The sequence below is a fragment of the Pseudomonas sp. FH4 genome (assembly GCF_000510915.2).
Taxonomy (GTDB): Bacteria; Pseudomonadota; Gammaproteobacteria; order Pseudomonadales; family Pseudomonadaceae; genus Aquipseudomonas; species Aquipseudomonas brenneri.
Genome location: NZ_AOHN01000007.1, coordinates 72,315 through 93,048 on the forward strand (window position 1 = coordinate 72,315; position 20,734 = coordinate 93,048).

Sequence of the window (20,734 nt, forward strand, 5' to 3'; positions counted from 1 at the left end):
GCGGCAGGAAAAAGGCAGGGAGTCAGGCCGGTTTGAGCCAGCTCTCGGTCATGGCGCCCCAGTAGGCGGCACCGGTCAGCAGGATGTCGTCGTTGAAGTCATAGGCGGGGTTGTGGACCATCGGCCGCGAAACACCGTTGCCGATAAACAGGTAGCTACCGGGGCAGCGCTGGAGCATCCAGGCGAAGTCTTCGCTGCCCATCAACTTGGGCGTATTGGCGTCGACCGCCGCTTCGCCGAGCAAGGCAATGCCGACCTGACGGGCGAACTCGGTTTCTGCGGCATGGTTGACCAGCACCGGATAGGCCGGGCGATGTTCGATCTGCGCGCTACAGCCAAAGCTCTCGGCCTGGGTCAGGATGATCGCCTTGACCCGCTCCAGCATCTGCTCGCGCACCGGTGCGTTGAGGGCGCGCAGGCTCAGGCGCAACACCGCTTGCTGGGGGATCACGTTGGCCGCTTGCCCCGCTTGCAGGGCGCCGACAGTGACCACCGCCGCTTCCTGGGCATTGATGTTGCGCGCCACCACCGTCTGCAAGGCCATCACCGTACTGGCGGCGGCTACCAGCGGGTCGACGGTCAGGTGCGGCATGGAGCCATGGCCACCGACGCCTTCGAGGGTTACGGTGAGCAGGTCCTGGGAAGCCATCATCGGCCCGGTCCGCAGGCCCAGGTGGCCGGCGGGCAAGCCGGGCATGTTGTGCATGCCGAACAGCGCGTCACAGGGGAAGCGCTCCAGTAAGCCATCGGCGAGCATCGCTTCGGCGCCACCCTGGCCTTCTTCGGCCGGCTGGAAAATCAGGTTGAGGGTGCCGTCGAACTGACGCGTCGCCGCCAGGTAACGCGCGGCGCCCAGCAACATGGTGGTGTGACCGTCGTGACCGCAGGCATGCATGCAGCCGGCGTGTTGGCTGCTGTAGGCGACGCCGGTGTTTTCGATGATCGGCAAGGCGTCCATGTCGGCCCGAATCCCCAAGGTGCGCGAGCTGCTGCCATTGCGCAGCACGCCGACCACGCCGGTGTGGCCGATGCCGGTATGCACTTCATAACCCCAACTGCGCAGGGATTGGGCGACCAGGGCCGAGGTGCGGTTTTCTTCAAACCCCAGTTCGGGGTGGGCGTGGATATCCTGGCGCACGGCGTGCAGGTCGCTGGCGACATCGCTCAGCCAATCCAGGATGTGCTGGTGTGGGCTCATGGTGATTCTCCTCGCAGGCGGGTATTCCCGTTCTTTTTTGTGGCATTGCCACAGATAACCGCGATGGGCGTGCGAGGACAATCAAAGGTGGTTCCACCCTGTGGAACCTCAGGGCAACAGGCGACAGCCCTGGCGTTCGCCCAGCCATTGGGCGCTGTGGGTGCGGCCCAGTCCGCTGGCGGTGACCAGGCGCGAATCCGGATGATCGGCAAAGGCGCTGGTGGGGACATATTGCTTCACGTAGCCCAGGCAATAGTCCGCCGGGTTGCCCGCCACGTAACGGCAGGAGCAATACTCCTTGGCGGTGTAGGCAGCGATGATGTCGGGGAAGGCTTGCAGGTTGACGCGCTCATGCCAGATCCACCCCAGCAAGGCGAGCAACAGCAAGAGAAACAGGCTGATAAACGGACGCCGACGGATCATGGTTGCACCGCCGCGAGCACGCGCTTGAGCAGTTCGTTGTGGCGATAGCTGCCGTCACGGTCATCGCCGTAGCGCACGATCACCAGCTTTGCCTCGGGCAACACATATAACGCCTGGCCCCAATGCCCCAGCGCCGCGAAGGTATCGTCGGGCGCATCTGGCCAGGGCCGTGGGGTGCCTTGTGCCTCGCGGTTGAGCCACCAATGGCCACCCGGCACAGCACTGTCCTGCCCGGCCTGGTATTGCGCGACAGGTTGCCGGTTGAACGCGACCCAGTCCTTGGGCAGCAACTGCCGCTCGCCCCACCGCCCATCCCGTGCCATCAACAAGCCAATCCGCGCCAAGTCGCGGGCGGTCATATAGGCATAGGACGAGGCGACAAAGGTTTCATTGGCGTCACTTTCCCAGGTCGCACTGCGAATCCCCAGGGGCGTGAACAGCGCGGTCCACGGGTAATCGACATAGGCCTTGTGCCCGAGCATGCCCTTGAGGGCGGCGGACAGCAGGTTGCTGTCACCGCTGGAGTAGCGAAACGCCTGGCCCGGCGCGGCGAAGGGGGTGGTATCAGCGGCAAACTGCGCCATATCGGCGCGGCCACGGGTGTAGAGCATGGCCACTACCGAGGATTTCAGCGGTGCGTATTCGTAGTCTTCCTGCCAGTCCAGGCCTGAGGTCCAGTTCAGCAGGTGTGCCAGGGTGATGTTCGGGTGCTGTTTCATCGGCGGATAAAAACGCGCGGCAGGGTCGCTCAGTTTGAAGCGGTTCTCGCCGTAGGCAACGCCCAACACCGTGGCCATCAGGCTTTTGCTGATGGACCAGGTCAAGTGCGGCGTGGTGGCGGTAGTGGGGGCGGCGTAGTGTTCATAAATGACTTCGCCGTCCCGAATCACCAACAGCGCGTCGGTGCGGATGCCTGCGCGGGTGATGTCATTGCGTGCCGGGAACGCATAGTCCTCCAGCGCCTTGACGGCAGGGCCGGCCAATTGCGCGCCCTGGGGCCAATCCTTCGCCGGCCAGGCCTGGGCATGTGCGTTAGCAGTGAACAGCAGTAAGGCGACGCACAGCAGGCCTTTGACCATGGGCAAGCACTCGGGGGCATTCAAACCGGCGAGCCTAATGCAGATAAATGACGGTTTGGCGACAAGCCCGCTCCCACACACGCTCATCCCACAGTCAGCGGGGGGGGTGGGTTCAGGGCTTTTTCCAGGCGTTTGGCCCGGGCGCTGGCGGCGAGGTCCAGCACGGCCTGGTCGCGCTGCCACATAGCGGCCCACTGCCCAGCAGCCATCGCGTCATTAACCTGCGGCTTCAGCGCCTCGAACTGTGCAAACAAGCCCCCCAGCAACACATGCCCCGCCGCCGAGGCCGTGGGCTGGCGAATGACCTCGGCGCAGCTGGCCAGCAACGCCAACAGTTGCAAGCGCAGGGCCTGGGGCCAATCACACTCCTGGCCGATGCCATGCAGCCAGGCGGTCATCGCGCTCAATACATAGGTGTCCTCCAGCGTGCGGAAGGGTTTGACGTAATCGTCCCAACCATCCCCCGGCAAACGCTCGCAGGCGGCATGGTCGAGGTGGACGCGCCCGTGACTGATGTCGGGCATCAACGGGATCGCAGGCAAGGGCTCCACACGTACGCCGGGCTCACCGGCCAGGACCACCGCCAGGCTCAGGCGCGGTTTTTCACCAGCGGCCTCGCAGCGCGCGGCGATCAGCAGCCAGTCGGCCGCATCGCCGGCGGTGACGAAGTCCTTGCGCCCACTCAGGCGCAGGTCGTCCAGGCGTGTCTGCATGTCCAGCGGGCGCAGGCTGCGCTGTTCGGTCGCACATAAAGCACCCAGGCTGTGGGGCGCGCTGGGCCATAACGCGCGCAAAGCGGCTTGATAGCCCACCAGAAACGCCAGGCCAGGCGTGGCCATCAGGCGCGCGCCCTGTGTTGCCAGCTCAAAGGGCGCCACCGGCCCCAGACGCTGTAATAAAACGCTGTAGCCCTCGGCCAGGTTGGCGTGGACGGGCAGTCGGGCAGGTCGATCGAGCAAAGCGTGCCAGGGCATGGAAGGCTCCTTGGGGGCTGTCATCTAAGCGTCACCGTAGATTCATGGAGATGACACCGGGGGTACATAGCCTGACTTTGCACAACAAAGTCGACTGGCCGCAACCCTGGCCGGCACCTGGAGACTCGCCATGACTCAGATCGCCCGCATCAGTGACACCGGCAATGAACGCCGTCTGCAAGCCGAACGCCTGATCGGCGCCCAGGCCTTGCAGGAAGCCCAGGCCCTGCGTTTCACCGTTTTCAGTGGCGAGTTCAATGCCAAGCTGAAAGGTGCGGAGCTGGGCCTGGACATGGATGACTATGATGTTCACTGCAGCCACATTGGCGTACGGGACTTGAACACTGGGCGACTGGTTGCCACCACCCGGCTGCTGGATCACCAGGCGGCCAGCACCTTGGGCCGGTTCTATAGCGAAGAAGAGTTCAGCCTGCATGGCCTGCTGCACCTGCAGGGGCCGATCCTGGAGATTGGCCGTACCTGCGTCGACCCGGCCTACCGCAACGGCGGCACCATCGCCGTGTTGTGGGGCGAGTTGGCTGAAGTCCTCAATCAGGGTGGCTACAGCTACCTGATGGGCTGCGCGAGCATCCCGATGCACGACGGTGGCATCCAGGCCCACGCGATCATGCAGCGCCTGCGCGAACGCTATCTGTGCAACGAACACTTGCGTGCCGAGCCGAAAAAACCCCTGCCGTACCTGGACCTGCCGTCCAACGTCATCGCCGAAATGCCGCCGCTGCTCAAGGCTTATATGCGCCTGGGCGCGAAGATCTGCGGCGAGCCATGCTGGGACGAGGACTTCCAGGTGGCCGACGTGTTCATCCTGCTCAAGCGCGACGAGTTGTGCCCGCGTTATGCCCGCCACTTCAAGGCGGCCATGTGATGGGCCGCCTGCGGGTCTACGGGCGGATCGCCCGCGTGCTGCTGGTGGTCGGCCTGGGCTTGAGCATGGCCGGTGTGTTTGGCCTGTTCGAACGCCTGGGCGTGGCCAATTCCATGGTGCGGCGCCAGCGCTGGTCGCGGTTTTTCATGGCGCGCCTTGGCAATGCCCTGCCCTTTCGCGTCACGGTGCACGGTGAACTGCCGCAACAGCCGATGCTGTGGGTCAGCAACCATGTGTCGTGGACCGATATCCCGTTGCTGGGTATGGTCGCGCCGCTGTCCTTCCTGTCCAAGGCCGAAGTGCGCACCTGGCCGGTGGCCGGTTGGCTGGCGGCCAAGGCCGGTAGCCTGTTTATCCGTCGCGGCTCGGGTGACAGCCAATTGATCCGCAAGCAGATGACCCGTCACCTGCTGCAAAAACATCCGCTGCTGATGTTCCCGGAAGGCACCACCACGGATGGCCGCAGCCTGCGTACTTTCCATGGCCGGCTGCTGGCCAGTGCGATAGATGCCGACGTAGCCCTGCAACCGGTGGCTATCCGTTATTTGCGCGCTGGGCAGGTTGACCCGCTGGCGCCGTTTATTGGCGACGATGATTTGCTCTCGCACCTGATGCGCCTGTTTGCCAATGATCAGGGCGATGTGGAGATTCACCTGCTCAAGCCGATTGCCTGCGCCGGGCAGGAGCGTGCGGCGCTGGCGTATCAGGCGCAGCAGGCGGTGCAGAAGGCGTTGTTCGGCGAGGTGGCCCTGCCAGCAGAACCAAGGCAAATAGGAACATTGGCAGCTGCATGAGCCTCCCTGTAGGAGCGAGCTTGGCTCCGGGCGGCGTTCCGACGAAGAACCTGAGAGCGCCGCGATAAACCAGATGTGCTGCGTTATCGTTGACGTTCTTCGTCGGAACGCCGCCCGGAGCCAAGCTCGCTCCTACATAGAGGCAGTGTGTTGGGCGGCAAATACCTGCAACTGGGGGTAGAACACCCGGAAATCCTCGCTCAACGGCTCATACAGCACCCGCAATTCCTGCATCGCCTGGCCCAGTTCCTCGGGTTGGCTCAGGCGCCGGGAAATCCCCCGCAGCACTTGCTCCATCACCGCAAACTCGCGGTAGGAGCCCAGCCAGTCATCAGCCGCCATGTACGGCGCAATCTGCGCCAGGCGCCCCGGCAGCTGCGGTTCGGCCGCCAGTACCTGATAAACCTGGGAAGTAAAGCGCTCCAGCGGTTGATCGGCATACAGCGCCCAATCCCGCGCCAGGCAATGGTCAAAAAACACGTCGAGAACGATCCCCGCGTAACGCCGCCGCGTCAGGCTAAAGCGCGACAACGCCTGCCCGACCCGTGGATGGCTGTCGGTAAATCGGTCGATTGAGCGATGCAGTTGAATGGCCGCCTCGATTTGCGGGCGGTACTGGCCCTGCAGGCGGCCTTTGACGAAATCGCCATAGAGGCTACCCAGCAGTTGTGCAGGAAGTTGGCCGCCGAGGTGCAGATGTGCGAGATAATTCATAGTGCGCAGTCTAGCACTGCCCACATCGTATCGTTATAACCCGATATACCGATTTATCTGGTAACAAGATCAAAATCGTATTGGTATATCGGGATATAGCGATTTAAAGTTCGCCTCATCGCGATATAACGTTTTACCCACACCGAGCCCTGCCATGTCCATTGACCTCGACGAAATAATAAAAGCCCTGGCACACCCAGTACGGCGAGACATTCTCAACTGGCTGAAAGACCCGAAAGTGCAGTTCCCCGAGCAAGTCCACAACCACGAGTACGGCATCTGCGCCGGCCAGATCGACCAGCGCTGCGGCCTGTCGCAGTCCACCGTGTCGGCGCACCTGGCCACCCTGCAACGGGCGGGATTGATCAGCAGCCAGAAAGTTGGCCAGTGGCACTTTTTCCGGCGCAATGAAGATGTGATCCACGACGTTATCCAAGCCATCACCCAAGAACTCAGCCCACCGCAGTAAAGGATCCCACAATGCCTCTCTCGCTACTCATACTGGCCTTAAGCGCCTTCGCCATCGGCACCACCGAATTCGTCATCATGGGCCTGTTGCCCGATGTGGCGGCCGACCTCGGTGTGTCGATCCCTGGCGCTGGCTGGCTGGTGACCGGCTACGCCCTGGGCGTGGCCATTGGTGCCCCCTTCATGGCACTGGCCACCGCCAAGCTGCCGCGCAAGGCGGCCCTGGTAGCGTTGATGGGCATTTTCATCATCGGCAACCTGCTCTGCGCCCTGGCCAGTGACTACAACGTGCTGATGTTTGCCCGGGTAGTCACCGCGTTGTGCCACGGTGCGTTCTTCGGGATCGGTTCGGTGGTGGCCGCCAACCTGGTGCCGGCCAACAAGCGCGCCTCGGCGGTGGCTCTGATGTTTACCGGATTGACCCTGGCCAATGTGCTCGGTGTGCCCTTGGGCACCGCACTGGGCCAGGAAGCCGGTTGGCGTTCGACCTTCTGGGCCGTGACGGTGATTGGCGTGATTGCGTTGATCGGCCTGATCCGCTTCCTGCCGGCCAAGCGCGATGAAGAAAAACTCGACATGCGCGCCGAACTGGCGGCCCTCAAGGGTGCCGGGATCTGGTTGTCGTTGAGCATGACCGCACTGTTTGCCGCGTCGATGTTCACCCTCTTCACCTACGTCGCGCCGCTGCTGGGCGATGTCACCGGCATCTCGCCCAAAGGCGTGACCTGGACCCTGCTGCTGATCGGCCTGGGCCTGACCGTGGGCAACATCATCGGCGGCAAGCTGGCGGACAAACGCCTGGCGGCCACCCTGATCGGCGTATTCATCAGCATGGCCGTGGTGTCCACTGCCTTGACCTGGACCAGCGTCGCCATTATCCCCACCGAAATCACCCTGTTCCTCTGGGCCACCGCTTCGTTTGCTGCCGTCCCGGCATTGCAGATCAACGTGGTGACCTTCGGCAAGGCCGCGCCCAACCTGGTGTCGACCCTGAATATCGGCGCTTTCAACATCGGCAATGCCCTGGGCGCCTGGGTCGGCGGCAGCGTGATTGCCCACGGCTTCGGCCTGACCAGCGTGCCGTTGGCGGCTGCGGCCCTGGCGATCCTGGCGCTGGTGGTCACGCTGATCACGTTCCGCCAGAGCGGCGATGCCGACCTGGCCCCGGCCACTAACTAATCACTTAGAACAGACGAGTGTTTGCGATGACGACTATTTTCGATCCGATCAAACTGGGTGATGTGCAGCTGTCGAACCGCATCATCATGGCCCCGCTGACCCGCTGCCGTGCCGACGCCGGCCGCGTGCCCAATGCGCTGATGGCTGAATACTATGTGCAGCGGGCGTCAGCCGGGCTGATCCTCAGCGAAGCCACCTCGGTGACGCCGATGGGCGTGGGTTACCCGGACACACCGGGCATCTGGTCCAACGACCAGGTGCGCGGCTGGGCCAACATCACCAAGGCCGTGCATGGCGCAGGCGGCAAGATTTTCCTGCAACTGTGGCATGTGGGGCGTGTCTCCCACACGTCCTACCTCGATGGCGAGAGCCCGGTGGCACCGAGCGCCATCCAGCCGGCAGGCCATGTCAGCCTGGTGCGTCCGTTGGCCGAATACCCGACCCCGCGCGCCCTGGAAACGGCGGAAATCGCCGATATCGTCGACGCCTACCGCGTGGGCGCCGAGAACGCCAAGGCTGCCGGTTTTGACGGCGTGGAAGTGCATGGTGCCAACGGCTACCTGCTCGACCAGTTCCTGCAAAGCAGCACCAACCAGCGCACCGACCAGTACGGCGGTTCCCTGGAAAACCGTGCACGACTGTTGCTGGAAGTGACTGACGCCGCGATCGAAGTCTGGGGCGCCGGTCGTGTCGGTGTGCACTTGTCACCCCGGGCTGACGCCCATGACATGGGCGATGACAACCTGGCAGAAACGTTCACCTACGTGGCCAGCGAACTGGGCAAGCGTGGCATCGCGTTTATCTGCGCACGCGAGAAAGAAGCCGGTGACAGCCTTGGCCCGCAATTGAAAGCCGCGTTCGGTGGACCGTACATCGCCAACGAACGCTTCACCAAGGACAGCGCCAATACCTGGCTGGCCTCGGGCAAGGCCGATGCAGTGGCCTTTGGCGTGCCGTTTATCGCCAACCCGGACTTGCCGGCGCGCCTGAAGGCCGATGCGCCGCTGAATGAAGCCAACCCGCAGACGTTCTACGGTAAAGGCCCGGTCGGTTACATCGACTACCCGACCCTGGCGCTCTGACCCAGCCCCTGTAGGAGCGAGCTTGCTCGCGAAGAACGTAAACGATAACGCCGTGCATCTGGTTAATTGCGGCGCTCTCAGGTTCTTCGCGAGCAAGCTCGCTCCTACAGAAAAGCAGAAAAGCAGAAAAGCAGAAAAGCAGAAAAGCAAAAGCCCCGGCTCGCGAGAGCCGGGGCTTTTTTATGCGTGCGGTCCTGTGGGAAACATTCCTTCACAGCAATGCAACAATATTGCTACAAAATACTTAGCCGGCTACCTTTCAACCCAGCGCCAGCGCGTATATAAAGTCACCCCACAAATAAGCCGCAAGGACGATTGACCGTCATTGGGCTTTACTGTTGACACAAGCGGGCACAATTACGCATTTTGTATCAATTGCGCAGGCTGGGGCTCAAACGCAGCATGTCCAGCCCTATATCAACCAGACGCTCGGCCTGCTGATACAGCTCAAAGCTGTCAGGCACCAGTAGCCACTGGCCAACAAGCCCGTTGATGTAGGCATGAATGCACACCGCCCCGCGCGCGGTGTCGAGGTTTTCCGGGAGTTGCCCGCGGTGGACTGCATTGCGCAGTGTCAGGCCGATACGCAGGTTGCACTCAAGGCTGTGGGTCTGGCGCTGACGGCGCATGTCGCACATTTCGTCAGTAAATTCGCACTTATGAAACAGGATCTCATTGATGCGCCGAGTTTTCGGGTCCAGGGCCACCTGATGAAAAAGATGGATCAGCAGCTTGCGCATGCAGCCCAGCGGATCTACCTCATCCTCGCTTTCACTGGCCCTGGCCAATTCGTCCAGGGGTTCGTGCAGCGTGTCGAGCAGTGCCTGCAACAGGTCCGATTTGTTGCTGAAGTGCCAATAGATCGCGCCCCGCGTCACACCCGCCCGCGCCGCGATATCCGCCAGCGTAGTGCGCGCAACGCCGCGCTCATAAAAGGCTTGCTCGGCAGCTTCAAGGATCTGGCTACGCGTCTCCTGAGCTTCCTCTTTGGTACGACGAACCATGGCAGTAACACCTCAATCAGGACACGAGCGGTGGTTGATAACCACCATCTGAATAATTATGGGACGACGCCTTCATGGGCATCGAACGTACTAGAATCGAGGCTTACAGCGTTGCTTTGTAAGGAATCCGCGAAGCCTGTCAAGAGTTTACAAACAACCATGAACGTAAGTATATTGCCTAGCAAGCTACTTATCTACTCAATGCCTGTTTTTTACCCTTCCACACTTCTTGTGCGCATTGAGCGCGCCTGACCCGAGGATCTTCATGCAACTTAAGCCAGCTGTTACCGCTCTGGTCACTGCCGTCGCCCTGGCATCGCTGCTCAGCGGATGTAAAAAGGAAGAAGCGGCGCCGCCCGCTCAAACCCCTCAGGTCGGCGTGGTCACCCTTCAACCCCAAGCCTATACCCTGACCTCCGACTTGCCGGGCCGCACCACTGCATTCCGCATCGCGGAAGTACGTCCCCAGGTCAATGGCATCATTCTCAAGCGCCTGTTCAAGGAAGGCGGCGACGTCAAGGAAGGCCAGCAGCTCTACCAGATCGACCCGTCGGTCTATGACGCCACCCTGAAAAGCGCCCAGGCCAACCTGCAACAGACCAAGTCGATTGCCGACCGCTACAAGCAGTTGGTCAACGAGCAGGCGGTCAGCCGCCAGGAATACGACACCGCCGTCTCCAACCGCATGACCTCGGAAGCCAACCTGCAGACCGCCCAGATCAACGTGCGCTACACCAAGGTGTTCGCGCCGATCTCCGGGCGTATCGGTCGTTCTTCGGTCACCGAAGGCGCACTGGTCAGCAACGGCCAGACCGACGCCATGGCGGTGATCCAGCAACTGGACCCGATCTACGTCGACGTTACGCAATCCTCCGCCGAGATGCTGAAACTGCGTCGCGACCTGGAAAGCGGCCAACTGCAGAAAGCCGGCGAAAACGCAGCCATGGTCAAGCTGACCCTGGAAGACGGCAGCGAGTACACCCAGCAAGGCCGCCTGGAGTTCTCCGAAGTGTCGGTCGACCAGACCACCGGTTCGGTCACCCTGCGCGCCGTGTTCCCCAACCCTGATCACACCCTGCTGCCAGGCATGTTTGTCCACGCCCAATTGCAGGCCGGTGTGAACAGCAAGGCGATCCTCGCACCTCAGCAAGGCGTGACCCGCGACATCAAGGGCATCCCGACTGCGCTGGTTGTCACCGCCGATAACAAGGTCGAACAGCGCGTGCTGGTCGCCAACCGTACCGCCGGCGCCTACTGGCTGGTGGAAAAGGGTCTGAATGCCGGTGACCGCGTGATCACCGAAGGCTTGCAGTTCATCAAGCCGGGCATTGAGGTCAAAGCGGTTGAGGCCAGCAACGCCAAGCCTGCCGGTACTGCTCCTGCCGCCGCTGGCAAAGGGGAGTAATTCATGTCGAAGTTTTTTATCAACCGCCCCATTTTCGCCTGGGTAATTGCCCTGGTGATCATGCTGGTCGGGGCCTTGTCGATCCTGAAGTTGCCCATCAACCAATACCCGGCGATCGCACCCACCGCCATTGATATCCAGGTGACCTACCCAGGCGCGTCCGCACAAACCGTGCAGGACACCGTGGTGCAGGTCATCGAGCAACAGCTCAACGGTATCGACAACCTGCGTTATACCGCCTCGGACAGTAACTCCGACGGCAGCATGACCATCACCGCGACGTTCAACCAGGGTACCAACCCGGACATCGCCCAGGTGCAGGTGCAGAACAAGCTGAACCTGGCGACCCCATTGCTGCCGCAAGAAGTGCAGCAACAAGGGATCCGTGTGACCAAGTCGGTGAAGAACTTCCTGATGGTGATCGGCCTGGTGTCCGAAGACGGCACCATGACCAAGGATGACCTGTCCAACTACATCGCCTCCAACATCCAGGACCCGATCTCGCGGACGGCTGGCGTGGGCGACTTCCAGGTCTTCGGTTCCCAGTACGCTATGCGTATCTGGCTGGACCCGGCCAAGTTGAACAACTTCAAAATGACCCCGGTGGATGTCAGCACCGCCGTGCAGGCTCAGAACGTCCAAGTGGCCACTGGCCAACTGGGTGGCCTGCCAGCCCTGCCCGGCACTCAGCTGAACGCCACGATCATCGGCAAGACCCGTCTGCAAACCGCCGAGCAGTTTGAAAATATCCTGCTGCGCGTGAACACCGACGGCTCCCAGGTGCGCCTGGGCGATGTCGCCCGTGTCGAGTTGGGCGGCCAGAACTACAGCATCAGCGCGCAGTTCAACGGCAAGCCGGCTTCCGGCATGGCGATCAAGCTGGCATCGGGCGCCAACGCCCTGGACACTGCCAAGGCGATTCGCGCCACGGTCGCGTCCCTGGAGCCGTTCTTCCCGCCTGGCATGAAAGCCGTGGTTCCGTATGACACCACCCCGGTGGTGACCGAATCGATTTCCGGGGTAGTCGATACCCTCGTCGAGGCGATCATCCTGGTGTTCCTGGTGATGTACCTGTTCTTGCAGAACTTCCGCGCCACCATCATCACCACCATGACCGTACCGGTGGTATTGCTGGGTACGTTCGGCATTCTTGCGGCCTTCGGTTTCACCATCAACACCCTGACCATGTTCGGCATGATCCTGGCCATCGGCTTGCTGGTGGACGATGCGATCGTGGTGGTGGAGAACGTCGAACGGGTGATGGCCGAGGAGCACCTGTCGCCCAAAGAGGCGACGATCAAGTCCATGGACCAGATCCAGGGCGCCCTGGTAGGTATTGCCCTGGTTCTGTCGGCGGTACTGCTGCCAATGGCATTCTTCGGCGGCTCCACGGGGGTGATCTATAAACAGTTCTCCATCACCATTGTGTCAGCGATGGCCCTCTCGGTACTGGTTGCCCTGATCTTCACCCCGGCCTTGTGCGCCACCATGCTCAAGCCGATCGACCCTGAGAAGCACGGCCAACCCAAGCGTGGTTTCTTCGGCTGGTTCAACCGCACCTTCGACCGTGGCGTACTGAGCTACGAGCGCGGCGTGGGCAACATGATCAAGCACAAGGCGCCTTCGTTCCTGGTGTACCTGATCATCTTCGCCGGCATGATCTGGCTGTTCACCCGTATTCCAAGTGCATTCCTGCCCGAGGAAGACCAGGGTGTGATCTTCGCCCAGGTGCAGACGCCGGTCGGTTCTTCGGCAGAACGCACCCAGGTGGTCATCGACGACATGCGCGCGTTCCTGTTGAACGACAAGGAAGGCGAGCCAGGCGAAGGCAAGGCTGTGAAGTCGGTATTTACCGTGAACGGCTTCAACTTCGCCGGTCGTGGCCAAAGCTCGGGCCTGGCGTTCGTCATGCTCAAGCCATGGGATGAGCGCGATGCCTCGACGTCGGTATTCGAGGTGGCCAAGCGCGCCCAGGGTTACTTCTTCCAGACCTTCAAGGACGCCATGGTATTTGCCATCGTGCCGCCTTCGGTACTGGAGCTGGGTAACGCCACCGGCTTCGACGTGTTCCTGCAGGACCAGGGCGGTGTAGGTCACGAAGCGTTGATGAACGCACGTAACCAGTTCCTCGGTATGGCCGCGCAAAGCAAGATCCTGGCTGGCGTTCGTCCCAACGGCGTGAACGACGAGCCGCAGTACGAACTGACCATCGATGACGAGAAGGCCAGTGCCCAGGGCATCAGCCTGTCGAGCATCAACCAGACCCTGGCAATTGCCCTGGGGGGTAGCTACATCAACGACTTCATCGACCGTGGTCGGGTGAAGAAGGTCTATATCCAGGGCGACGCCTCAAGCCGTATGTCCCCTGAAGACCTGAACAAATGGTTCGTGCGCGCCGACGACGGAAAAATGGTGCCACTATCAGCAATTGCCTCTGGTAACTGGATCTACGGCTCGCCGAAACTGTCGCGGTACAACGGTGTACCGGCGATGGAAATCCTCGGTACGCCGGCGCCGGGCTACAGCACCGGTGATGCGATGGCGGAAGTCGAGCGCATCGCCAAGCAACTGCCTGCAGGTGTGGGCTATGCCTGGACCGGCCTGTCATATGAAGAACGCTTGTCCGGCTCCCAGGCACCTGCGCTGTATGCCCTGTCGTTGCTGGTCGTGTTCCTCTGCCTGGCAGCACTGTACGAAAGCTGGTCGATCCCGATTGCGGTGGTACTGGTTGTACCGCTGGGTGTCATCGGGGCATTGATGGCTACCAGCCTGCGAGGTTTGTCCAACGACGTGTTCTTCCAGGTGGGCTTGTTGGTGACCGTGGGCCTGGCCTCGAAGAACGCGATCCTGATCGTGGAGTTCGCCAAAGAACTGCATGAACAGGGCAAGGGCCTCGTCGAGGCGGCCGTGGAGGCCTCCCGCATGCGTCTGCGACCGATCATCATGACGTCCATGGCGTTCATCCTCGGCGTACTGCCGCTGGCGATCTCCTCGGGCGCAGGTTCAGGCAGCCAGCACGCAATCGGTACCGGGGTAATTGGCGGTATGATCACCGCCACCGTCCTGGCGATCTTCTGGGTGCCACTGTTCTTTGTGACCGTGTCTGCCATTGGCAGCCGCAAAAAAACTGACAAGTCCGATACACCGCACACATCTAAAGAGGCTGGCTAATGCGCAAGTCGCTACTTTCCCTGGCAGTCACGGCATTCGTGCTCAGTGGCTGCTCGCTGATTCCTGATTATCAGCAGCCTGAAGCGCCGGTTGCCGCCCAGTTCCCACAGGGGCCGGCGTATTCGGCGGCCCAGGCGCCGAGCCAGGCCGCTGCCGAGCAAGGCTGGAAGCAGTTTTTCCACGACCCGGCCCTGCAACAGCTGATCCAGGTTGCACTGGAGAACAACCGCGACCTGCGTGTCGCGGCGCTGAACATCGACGCCTTTGCCGCGCAGTACCGCATCCAGCGCGCCGACCTGTTCCCGGCCGTCTCGGCCAATGGCAGCGGCAGCCGCCAGCGCACTCCGGCACGGGCTTCGCAAACCGGCGAATCGAACATTTCCAGCTCCTACTCGGCCACCCTCGGGGTCAGCTCGTATGAGCTGGACCTGTTCGGCCGGGTGCGCAGCCTGAGTGAAGAAGCGCTGCAAAAGTACTTCGCGACCGAAGAAGCACGCCGCAGCACACAGATCAGCCTGGTGGCCAGCGTGGCCAATGCCTACCTGACCTGGCAGGCCGACAAAGAGCTGCTCAAGCTGACCCAGGACACCCTGGCGGCCTACGAGCAGAGCTTCAAGCTCACCTCGCGCAGCAACGAAGTCGGCGTGGCCTCGGCCCTGGACTTGAGCCAGGCGCGGACCTCGGTTGAAAGCGCCCGCGTCCAACTGGCCCGCTACACCCGCCAGGTGGCCCAGGACGAGAACAACCTGACCCTGCTGCTGGGCACCGGCCTGCCGGCGAATCTCGCCACCCAGCCGCTGTCCGATGACCTGTTGAGCGAAGTTCCACCAGGCCTGCCATCTGACCTGCTGCAACGCCGTCCCGACATCCTGCAGGCCGAGTACAACCTCAAGGCTGCCAACGCCAACATCGGCGCGGCACGGGCTGCGTTCTTCCCGAGCATCAGCCTGACAGCCAATGCCGGCACCCTGAGCCCGGACCTCGGTGGTCTGTTCAAGGGTGGTTCGGGCACCTGGTCGTTCGCCCCGCAGATCAACATCCCGATCTTCAACGCCGGTAGCCTGCGCGCAAGCCTGGACTACTCGAAGATCCAGAAAGAGATCAACGTCGCGACCTACGAGAAGTCGATCCAGACGGCATTCCAGGAAGTCTCCGACGGCCTGGCAGCACGTGCGACCTACAACCAACAGTTGCAGGCCCAACGTGATTTCGTCGCGGCCAACCAGGACTACTACCGCCTGGCCGAGCGTCGCTACCGTATCGGGGTCGACAGCAACCTGACCTTCCTCGATGCCCAGCGCCAGTTGTTCAGTGCCCAGCAAACGCTGATCACCGACCGCCTGGCCCAACTGACCAGCGAAGTGACCTTGTACAAGGCCCTTGGCGGCGGTTGGAATGAGCAAACGGCGAAGAATGAACCGCTGAAAGAAGAAGCGCCGAAGCTCAAGTTGTTCTGATCGGCGTAGCGACACAGGAAGCCCACCTTTTGGTGGGCTTTTTCATGGGCATACAGTTCCGTTCGATCACCGCCCAGAACCCGCCCTCCCCCGATTGAACCGCCCCCGCAACGCCCCGCACCATGGCCCGCACCTGCATAACCCCAATAACAACAGGTCCCACGCCATGAGCACTTTTCATCCTTGCCGGCTATTGCTGGCTACCGCTGTTGCCAGCCTTGCCTTGCCAGCCATCGCCCAAGAACACGGCTTTCTCGAAGACGCCAGCGCCAGCCTCAACCTGCGCAACTTCTTCATCAACCGCAACTTCACCAACCCGACCAAGGCCCAGGGCGGCGCGCAGGAGTGGACGCAGAGTTTCATTCTCGATGCCAAGTCCGGCTTCACCCAGGGCACCGTCGGTTTTGGCCTGGATGTACTGGGCATGTACTCGCAGAAACTCGATGGCGGCGGCGGTTCCGGCGGCACTCAGTTGCTACCGCTGGACTATGATGGCAAGCCGGCCGACAATTTCGGGCGCCTGGGTGTCGCGTTCAAGGCGCGGCTCTCCAAGACCGAATTGAAAGTCGGGGAATGGATGCCGGTATTGCCGATCCTGCGCTCGGACGACGGCCGCTCCCTGCCGCAAACCTTGCGCGGCGGGCAGATCACCTCCAAAGAGATCGACGGCCTGACCCTGTATGGCGGCCAGTTCCGCGCCAACAGCCCACGTGACGACAGCAGCATGACGGACCTGTCGATGTTCGGTAAAACCGCCTTCACCTCGGATCGCTTCAACTTCCAGGGCGCCGAATATGCGTTCAACGACAAGCGCACCCAAGTCGGTGTATGGAATGCCCAGCTCAAGGACATCTACCGCCAGCAGTACCTCAACCTGATCCACAGCCAGCCGATTGGCGACTGGACCCTGGGCGCCAACCTGGGCTTTTTCTACGGCAAGGACGACGGCAGCGCCCGCGCAGGCAACCTGGACAACAAGACCTGGTCCGGCCTGTTCTCAGCCAAATACGGCGGCCACACCTTCTACGTCGGCCTGCAAAAACTCACCGGCAACAGCGCCTGGATGCGGGTCAACGGCACCAGTGGCGGCACCCTGGCCAACGACAGCTACAACGCCAGCTATGACAACGCCGAGGAAAAATCCTGGCAACTGCGCCACGACTACAACTTCGCCGCGCTAGGCGTACCGGGCCTGACCCTGATGAACCGCTACATCAGCGGCAGCAACGTGCACACTGCCACCGTCAGTGACGGCAAGGAATGGGGTCGGGAAAGCGAAGTGGGCTACACCGTGCAAAGCGGCAGCCTGAAAAACCTGACCCTGCGCTGGCGCAATTCCAGCATGCGCCGGGACTACAGCAACAATGAGTTCGATGAGAATCGATTGATTGTCAGCTATCCATTAACCCTGTTGTAGAACCTGCACGCTGCCTGCCTTGCACGAAGAAATGGGCCGCCCCTTACGGTCCCGCTGTTGCTGACATTGCGCCAAAGAGCAGAAACAAGGCCGTTGCTGAGCAGCAGCCAGGCATACACTTTCAGGCTCAGGAATAGGTCATGCGCAACGGGACACCCATTTCTTCGTTCAGCGTATTTTCAGTCAATGGCTTGGGGTTGCTGGTCGTAGGTTCGGTCGAAGGGTCACCATCAAAATCAAAGGGGCGTCCCGTGTTTTCGAGCCCCATCGCCTACCGCTCACTGTTGGGGATCATTGCTGAGCGTCCACGAGGGAACTCCAGCGTAAAACCGGGAATAAACGTGCCATTGGCACCGTTCCAGGCGTGAGCCATCTCATGGTAAAGGCTGACAATCGGCGAGTAGGCCACCCCGTTTAACTCAGCTATTTGCGCTCGGTTATAGGCGATGACGGCACGATCTGCACGGGAACCCGCAAGGCCATCCTTCATGAAGCCCCATCTCGGATCGTCACCGATGACAGGCGCCCTTTCGTTGTTAAAGAGCTGCTTGAGCTCCTGGCTACCAAAGAGGTAGTGACTGCCCTCATCGTGGATATCTTCGATGAGCGTGACCGGGGCACCATTGCTTCTCGCCATGGCATCCATGTGCGCGAGCATGGCCTGGCCTTGGGGAGAACTGCGCAATAACTCCAGGTCATCCTCGACCCGCTGTTTGAACTCGACAGAACCACGCACAGCAAAGGCTTGTGAGCCAACATCCTTAGACGTCACGGCGCAGAAAACCGAGCCGCGTGAAGGATTGATCAAATCACTGTGCTTGCCATAGACAAGATCTCCCAGACCATTGCGCCGAATGCTATCGCGGCCCGCGCCCGTATAAAACGTGCTGCGATCGTGCCCCACCATGACGTCATCCCCGGCCCCACCGCTCAAGACCGTATGACCATTACCCGCATACAGATGGTCATCCCCGCTGCCGCCATCCAGATAGCTGCGCTTACTGCCGGCGCCGGCGTACAACCGGTCGCGGCCCGGGCCACCATACATGACGTTGTTACCCGTACCGCCGATGAGTATGTCATCCCCTTCATTACCTTCGACGTAACCATTTGCGCTGCAAAGGTTCAAGGTGTCATTGCCCTTGCCGCCGAACAACCGGGTGCTGCCACCTCCGGCCTGGACTCGATCATCGCCATCACCGGCTTCGATGCGCACGGCCTGGGTGACATTGGCATCAATCAGCACCTTGTCATCGCCACCGTTTGTCCGGATCAGTAATTCCATGGCGTTGCCGTGTTTGTCATGGCTGGCGAAGAGGTAATCCCGGCCATTGACCCGAATACTCAATTGACCATCGGCACCCTGGCGTACATGCACATTATCTGCCGCATCAGCGGTTTCCAGGACCAGGCTACTGCCGAGTCGGTATGGGTTGGACACAGGGTCCAACTCCCACGTCAGCCGTGAACTTGCTTTGAGATTGCCATCATTGAAAAACGGCTGGATACGGGTCTCGAAGCGATTGTCTGGACCGTATTTAAGATGAGGTTCAGTCTCGGGTTCATAGGCGCTGGCCTGAAACACTGGTGTCTCGGGCTGAGTCGAGGTATTCCCCGTAAAGGGAGGCAATGTAAAGGGCTGTATCATGGAGTTTCTCCGGGAGAGTGGGTCGTCGATTGCCCCTGTTGGCAGCGCTGTTCCTGACGGTTTTCGCACCCTCGCAGAGGTGTTGTTTCTTTGGTCTCCCGTGTGAAAAGGTTCCTGCCAGCCCCCCCCTAACTGCAACGAAGCATTGAGTTCCTCGCCTACGCAAGCCCCGTGCCCATTGAGTCGTGGGCTTTTTGCTGTATGTTGCACCGACTCAGCGCCACTGCTCGTATCACGATGGCAAGGACGACATCCCTGGAACCCGGCCTTCATGAAACTCATCACCATCGTCTTATCGAGTTTGCTGACGACCCTGAGCCTCAGCGGTTGCATCAGCGCGCCCATCGCCCTGACCGAGCGCACCGAGCAACGCCTGATCGCACAGGCGCCGATTCGCTTTCTGCTGACCTTCGATGACGGCCCCAGCGCCTCGGGTTATGCCAATCCGAGCCGCTCGGTGATCCAGGACCTGGCCCACAACCCAGTGCAGCCAGGGATCAAAGCGATTTTCTTTTTGCAGACCGACGCCTGGCGCGCCGGCGGCAGCCCGCGTGGGCGCAAAACCATGCAACGCGAGCATGCCGCTGGGCACATCCTGGCCTTTCACACCGCCACGCGCTGGCATAGTAATCATCGTCTGCTGAACGATCAGGAGTTGGAGCGCACCCTGAATCTGGGCGCTGCCAGCATTGCCTCGGTCACCGGCGTCGCGCCCAGCCTGGTGCGCCCGCCCTTCTGGAATTACGACAAGCGCACCTTCGCCGCCTATCAGCGCCACGGCATGCACATCTTGTTGACCGACTTGAGCGCCAATGACGGCAAAATCTGGGGGTTCAACGCCAGCCCCCGGCGACGGGCCAACCTGCTGCGGCAGCTGTCACTGGTGCGCGAGCGCATTGCCCTGGGCGAGTTGCCGACCGTAGACGGGGTGATCCCCGTGGTGGTGACCTTTCACGACATCAACCGCTACACCGCCCGGCACCTGCAGGAGTACCTGCAAATCCTGATGGAGAGCGCCCAGGCCAATGGCCTGAAGACGGCGACCGAGCCGTTCTACACCGACCGTGCAGCACTGGAGCGCGGCGCCCTGGCGCGGACGGTAAAAGATGCCAGCGAGAGGGTGTACCTGCCGGGAGTGTGGAGCTGGGTGTGGGACGCCGACGCCCACTGATAGTGATACTTCCCCGTGCTGCCTGGGACGACTAAAGAGCCGGTCGCTGGCGAACCTGCCGATGACACAGACACACCCTATTTCGAACGGCAGGCTGTCGGTCTGCCGACCGATGCCGAGCCGTTCGACTTTAACGATGACCCCCTCACCCCGCCGACCTCAACCAATCCCGAACCGTTCACAGAGAACGCTTTGCGTAAAGAAATGGGGCTTGTCCAGCGCAATAGCTATAGCTGACGCTCACCCATGGCCTGCTTTAGAACAGAAGATTAGCTGCGGGACTCGACACCCAGTTCATCCCACACCGACTCCGCCAGGTGAAACGTCGCGTTAGCCGCCGGGATCCCACAGTAGATCGCGCTCTGCATCAGCACTTCCTTGATCTCGGCGCGGCTCACGCCATTACTGGCGGCGGCGCGCAGGTGCAACTTGAGCTCTTCATTGCGGTTCATGCCGATCAGCATGGCGATGGTGATCAGGCTGCGGGTGTGCCGTGGCAAGCCCGGCCGAGTCCAGATATCCCCCCAGGCATGGCGGGTGATCATTTCCTGGAACTCGCTGTTGAACTCGGTCAAGGCATTGAGGCTGCGGTCGACATGCGCATCGCCCAGCACTTCACGACGCACCTTGAGGCCATCGGCGTAACGTTGTTTTTCGTCCACAA

Annotated in this window: 17 protein-coding genes and 3 pseudogenes; 12 read left to right on the forward strand and 8 right to left on the reverse strand. The window is 61.4% G+C overall.

Going from position 1 to position 20,734, the window contains the following annotated elements; translation table 11 throughout:
• Positions 1-22 precede the first annotated feature (22 nt).
• The 4 genes from H097_RS05195 to H097_RS05210 all read right to left on the reverse strand — a co-directional run bounded on the left by H097_RS05195 (position 23) and on the right by H097_RS05210 (position 3,674).
• Positions 23-1,198: a M20 aminoacylase family protein gene (locus H097_RS05195; protein ID WP_032858004.1), complete on the reverse strand. Its 1,176-nt coding sequence runs from the start codon at positions 1,196-1,198 to the stop codon at positions 23-25.
• A gap of 108 nt (positions 1,199-1,306) precedes the next feature.
• Complete coding sequence (locus H097_RS05200) at positions 1,307-1,621, reverse strand: hypothetical protein (RefSeq protein WP_032858007.1); 315 nt, start codon at positions 1,619-1,621, stop codon at positions 1,307-1,309.
• The gene (locus H097_RS05205; RefSeq protein WP_032858009.1) at positions 1,618-2,700 is read right to left on the reverse strand and encodes a serine hydrolase; all 1,083 of its coding nucleotides are present in this window, start codon (positions 2,698-2,700) and stop codon (positions 1,618-1,620) included. The genes H097_RS05200 and H097_RS05205 overlap by 4 nt, the downstream gene beginning before the upstream one ends.
• An 83-nt stretch (positions 2,701-2,783) precedes the next feature.
• Entirely contained in the window at positions 2,784-3,674 is an 891-nt protein-coding gene (locus tag H097_RS05210) for an acyl-CoA dehydrogenase family protein (RefSeq protein WP_032858012.1), read from the reverse strand.
• A gap of 130 nt (positions 3,675-3,804) precedes the next feature.
• Between H097_RS05210 and olsB the strand changes: the two genes are divergently transcribed.
• Both olsB and H097_RS05220 read left to right on the forward strand, forming a co-directional pair.
• A complete protein-coding gene (gene olsB, locus H097_RS05215) occupies positions 3,805-4,560 on the forward strand; it encodes an L-ornithine N(alpha)-acyltransferase (RefSeq protein ID WP_032858013.1) in 756 nt (251 codons plus the stop codon).
• Positions 4,560-5,354 carry a lysophospholipid acyltransferase family protein gene (locus tag H097_RS05220; protein WP_032858015.1) on the forward strand — a complete coding sequence of 265 codons (795 nt, stop codon included), beginning with the start codon at positions 4,560-4,562 and terminating at the stop codon, positions 5,352-5,354. The genes olsB and H097_RS05220 overlap by 1 nt, the downstream gene beginning before the upstream one ends.
• A 132-nt stretch (positions 5,355-5,486) precedes the next feature.
• Here H097_RS05220 and H097_RS05225 read toward each other — a convergent pair whose 3' ends face one another.
• Positions 5,487-6,068, reverse strand: a complete 582-nt coding sequence (locus tag H097_RS05225; protein ID WP_032858018.1) for an ACP phosphodiesterase — start codon at positions 6,066-6,068, stop codon at positions 5,487-5,489.
• Between the two features lie 154 nt (positions 6,069-6,222).
• On the opposite strand from H097_RS05225, the gene H097_RS05230 reads away from it, so the two are divergent.
• The 4 genes and pseudogenes from H097_RS05230 to H097_RS28125 form a co-directional block, all read left to right on the forward strand.
• Entirely contained in the window at positions 6,223-6,537 is a 315-nt protein-coding gene (locus H097_RS05230) for a helix-turn-helix transcriptional regulator (protein WP_032858020.1), read from the forward strand.
• Positions 6,538-6,548: 11 nt separating this feature from the next.
• Positions 6,549-7,715 (forward strand): MFS transporter, encoded by a 1,167-nt coding sequence (locus H097_RS05235; RefSeq protein ID WP_032858023.1) that lies wholly within the window; start codon positions 6,549-6,551, stop codon positions 7,713-7,715.
• A gap of 26 nt (positions 7,716-7,741) precedes the next feature.
• Positions 7,742-8,797 (forward strand): alkene reductase, encoded by a 1,056-nt coding sequence (locus H097_RS05240; RefSeq protein ID WP_032858335.1) that lies wholly within the window; start codon positions 7,742-7,744, stop codon positions 8,795-8,797.
• 22 nt (positions 8,798-8,819) lie between these two features.
• Positions 8,820-8,906 (forward strand): annotated as a pseudogene (locus tag H097_RS28125) (outer membrane lipoprotein carrier protein LolA); the annotation flags it as partial.
• Between the two features lie 262 nt (positions 8,907-9,168).
• Here the strand turns inward: H097_RS28125 and H097_RS05245 are convergent.
• Positions 9,169-9,801, reverse strand: a complete 633-nt coding sequence (locus tag H097_RS05245) for a TetR family transcriptional regulator (RefSeq protein WP_032858025.1) — start codon at positions 9,799-9,801, stop codon at positions 9,169-9,171.
• A gap of 265 nt (positions 9,802-10,066) precedes the next feature.
• Between H097_RS05245 and H097_RS05250 the strand changes: the two genes are divergently transcribed.
• The 4 genes from H097_RS05250 (at position 10,067) to H097_RS05265 (ending at position 17,251) form a co-directional block, all read left to right on the forward strand.
• Positions 10,067-11,206, forward strand: a complete 1,140-nt coding sequence (locus H097_RS05250) for an efflux RND transporter periplasmic adaptor subunit (protein ID WP_032858026.1) — start codon at positions 10,067-10,069, stop codon at positions 11,204-11,206.
• 3 nt (positions 11,207-11,209) lie between these two features.
• Positions 11,210-14,377 carry an efflux RND transporter permease subunit gene (locus H097_RS05255; protein ID WP_032858028.1) on the forward strand — a complete coding sequence of 1,056 codons (3,168 nt, stop codon included), beginning with the start codon at positions 11,210-11,212 and terminating at the stop codon, positions 14,375-14,377.
• On the forward strand, positions 14,377-15,834 hold the full coding sequence (gene adeC, locus H097_RS05260; RefSeq protein WP_032858031.1) for an AdeC/AdeK/OprM family multidrug efflux complex outer membrane factor: 1,458 nt from the start codon (positions 14,377-14,379) through the stop codon (positions 15,832-15,834). The genes H097_RS05255 and adeC overlap by 1 nt, the downstream gene beginning before the upstream one ends.
• Positions 15,835-16,000: 166 nt before the next feature.
• Positions 16,001-17,251: an OprD family porin gene (locus H097_RS05265; RefSeq protein ID WP_032858034.1), complete on the forward strand. Its 1,251-nt coding sequence runs from the start codon at positions 16,001-16,003 to the stop codon at positions 17,249-17,251.
• Positions 17,252-17,378: 127 nt separating this feature from the next.
• Here H097_RS05265 and H097_RS29090 read toward each other — a convergent pair.
• Positions 17,379-19,244, reverse strand: a pseudogene (locus H097_RS29090) (M91 family zinc metallopeptidase).
• Between H097_RS29090 and H097_RS05275 the strand changes: the two are divergent.
• On the forward strand, positions 19,171-20,070 hold the full coding sequence (locus H097_RS05275) for a polysaccharide deacetylase family protein (protein WP_032858036.1): 900 nt from the start codon (positions 19,171-19,173) through the stop codon (positions 20,068-20,070). The pseudogene H097_RS29090 and the gene H097_RS05275 sit on opposite strands and share 74 nt — an antisense overlap.
• Before the next feature lie 24 nt (positions 20,071-20,094).
• Positions 20,095-20,307: pseudogene (locus H097_RS27545) on the forward strand (M91 family zinc metallopeptidase); the annotation flags it as partial.
• 32 nt (positions 20,308-20,339) lie between these two features.
• Here the strand turns inward: H097_RS27545 and pcaC are convergent.
• Positions 20,340-20,732, reverse strand: coding sequence for a 4-carboxymuconolactone decarboxylase (pcaC, locus tag H097_RS05280; protein WP_032858038.1), 393 nt, complete (start codon positions 20,730-20,732; stop codon positions 20,340-20,342).
• Positions 20,733-20,734: the final 2 nt, after the last annotated feature.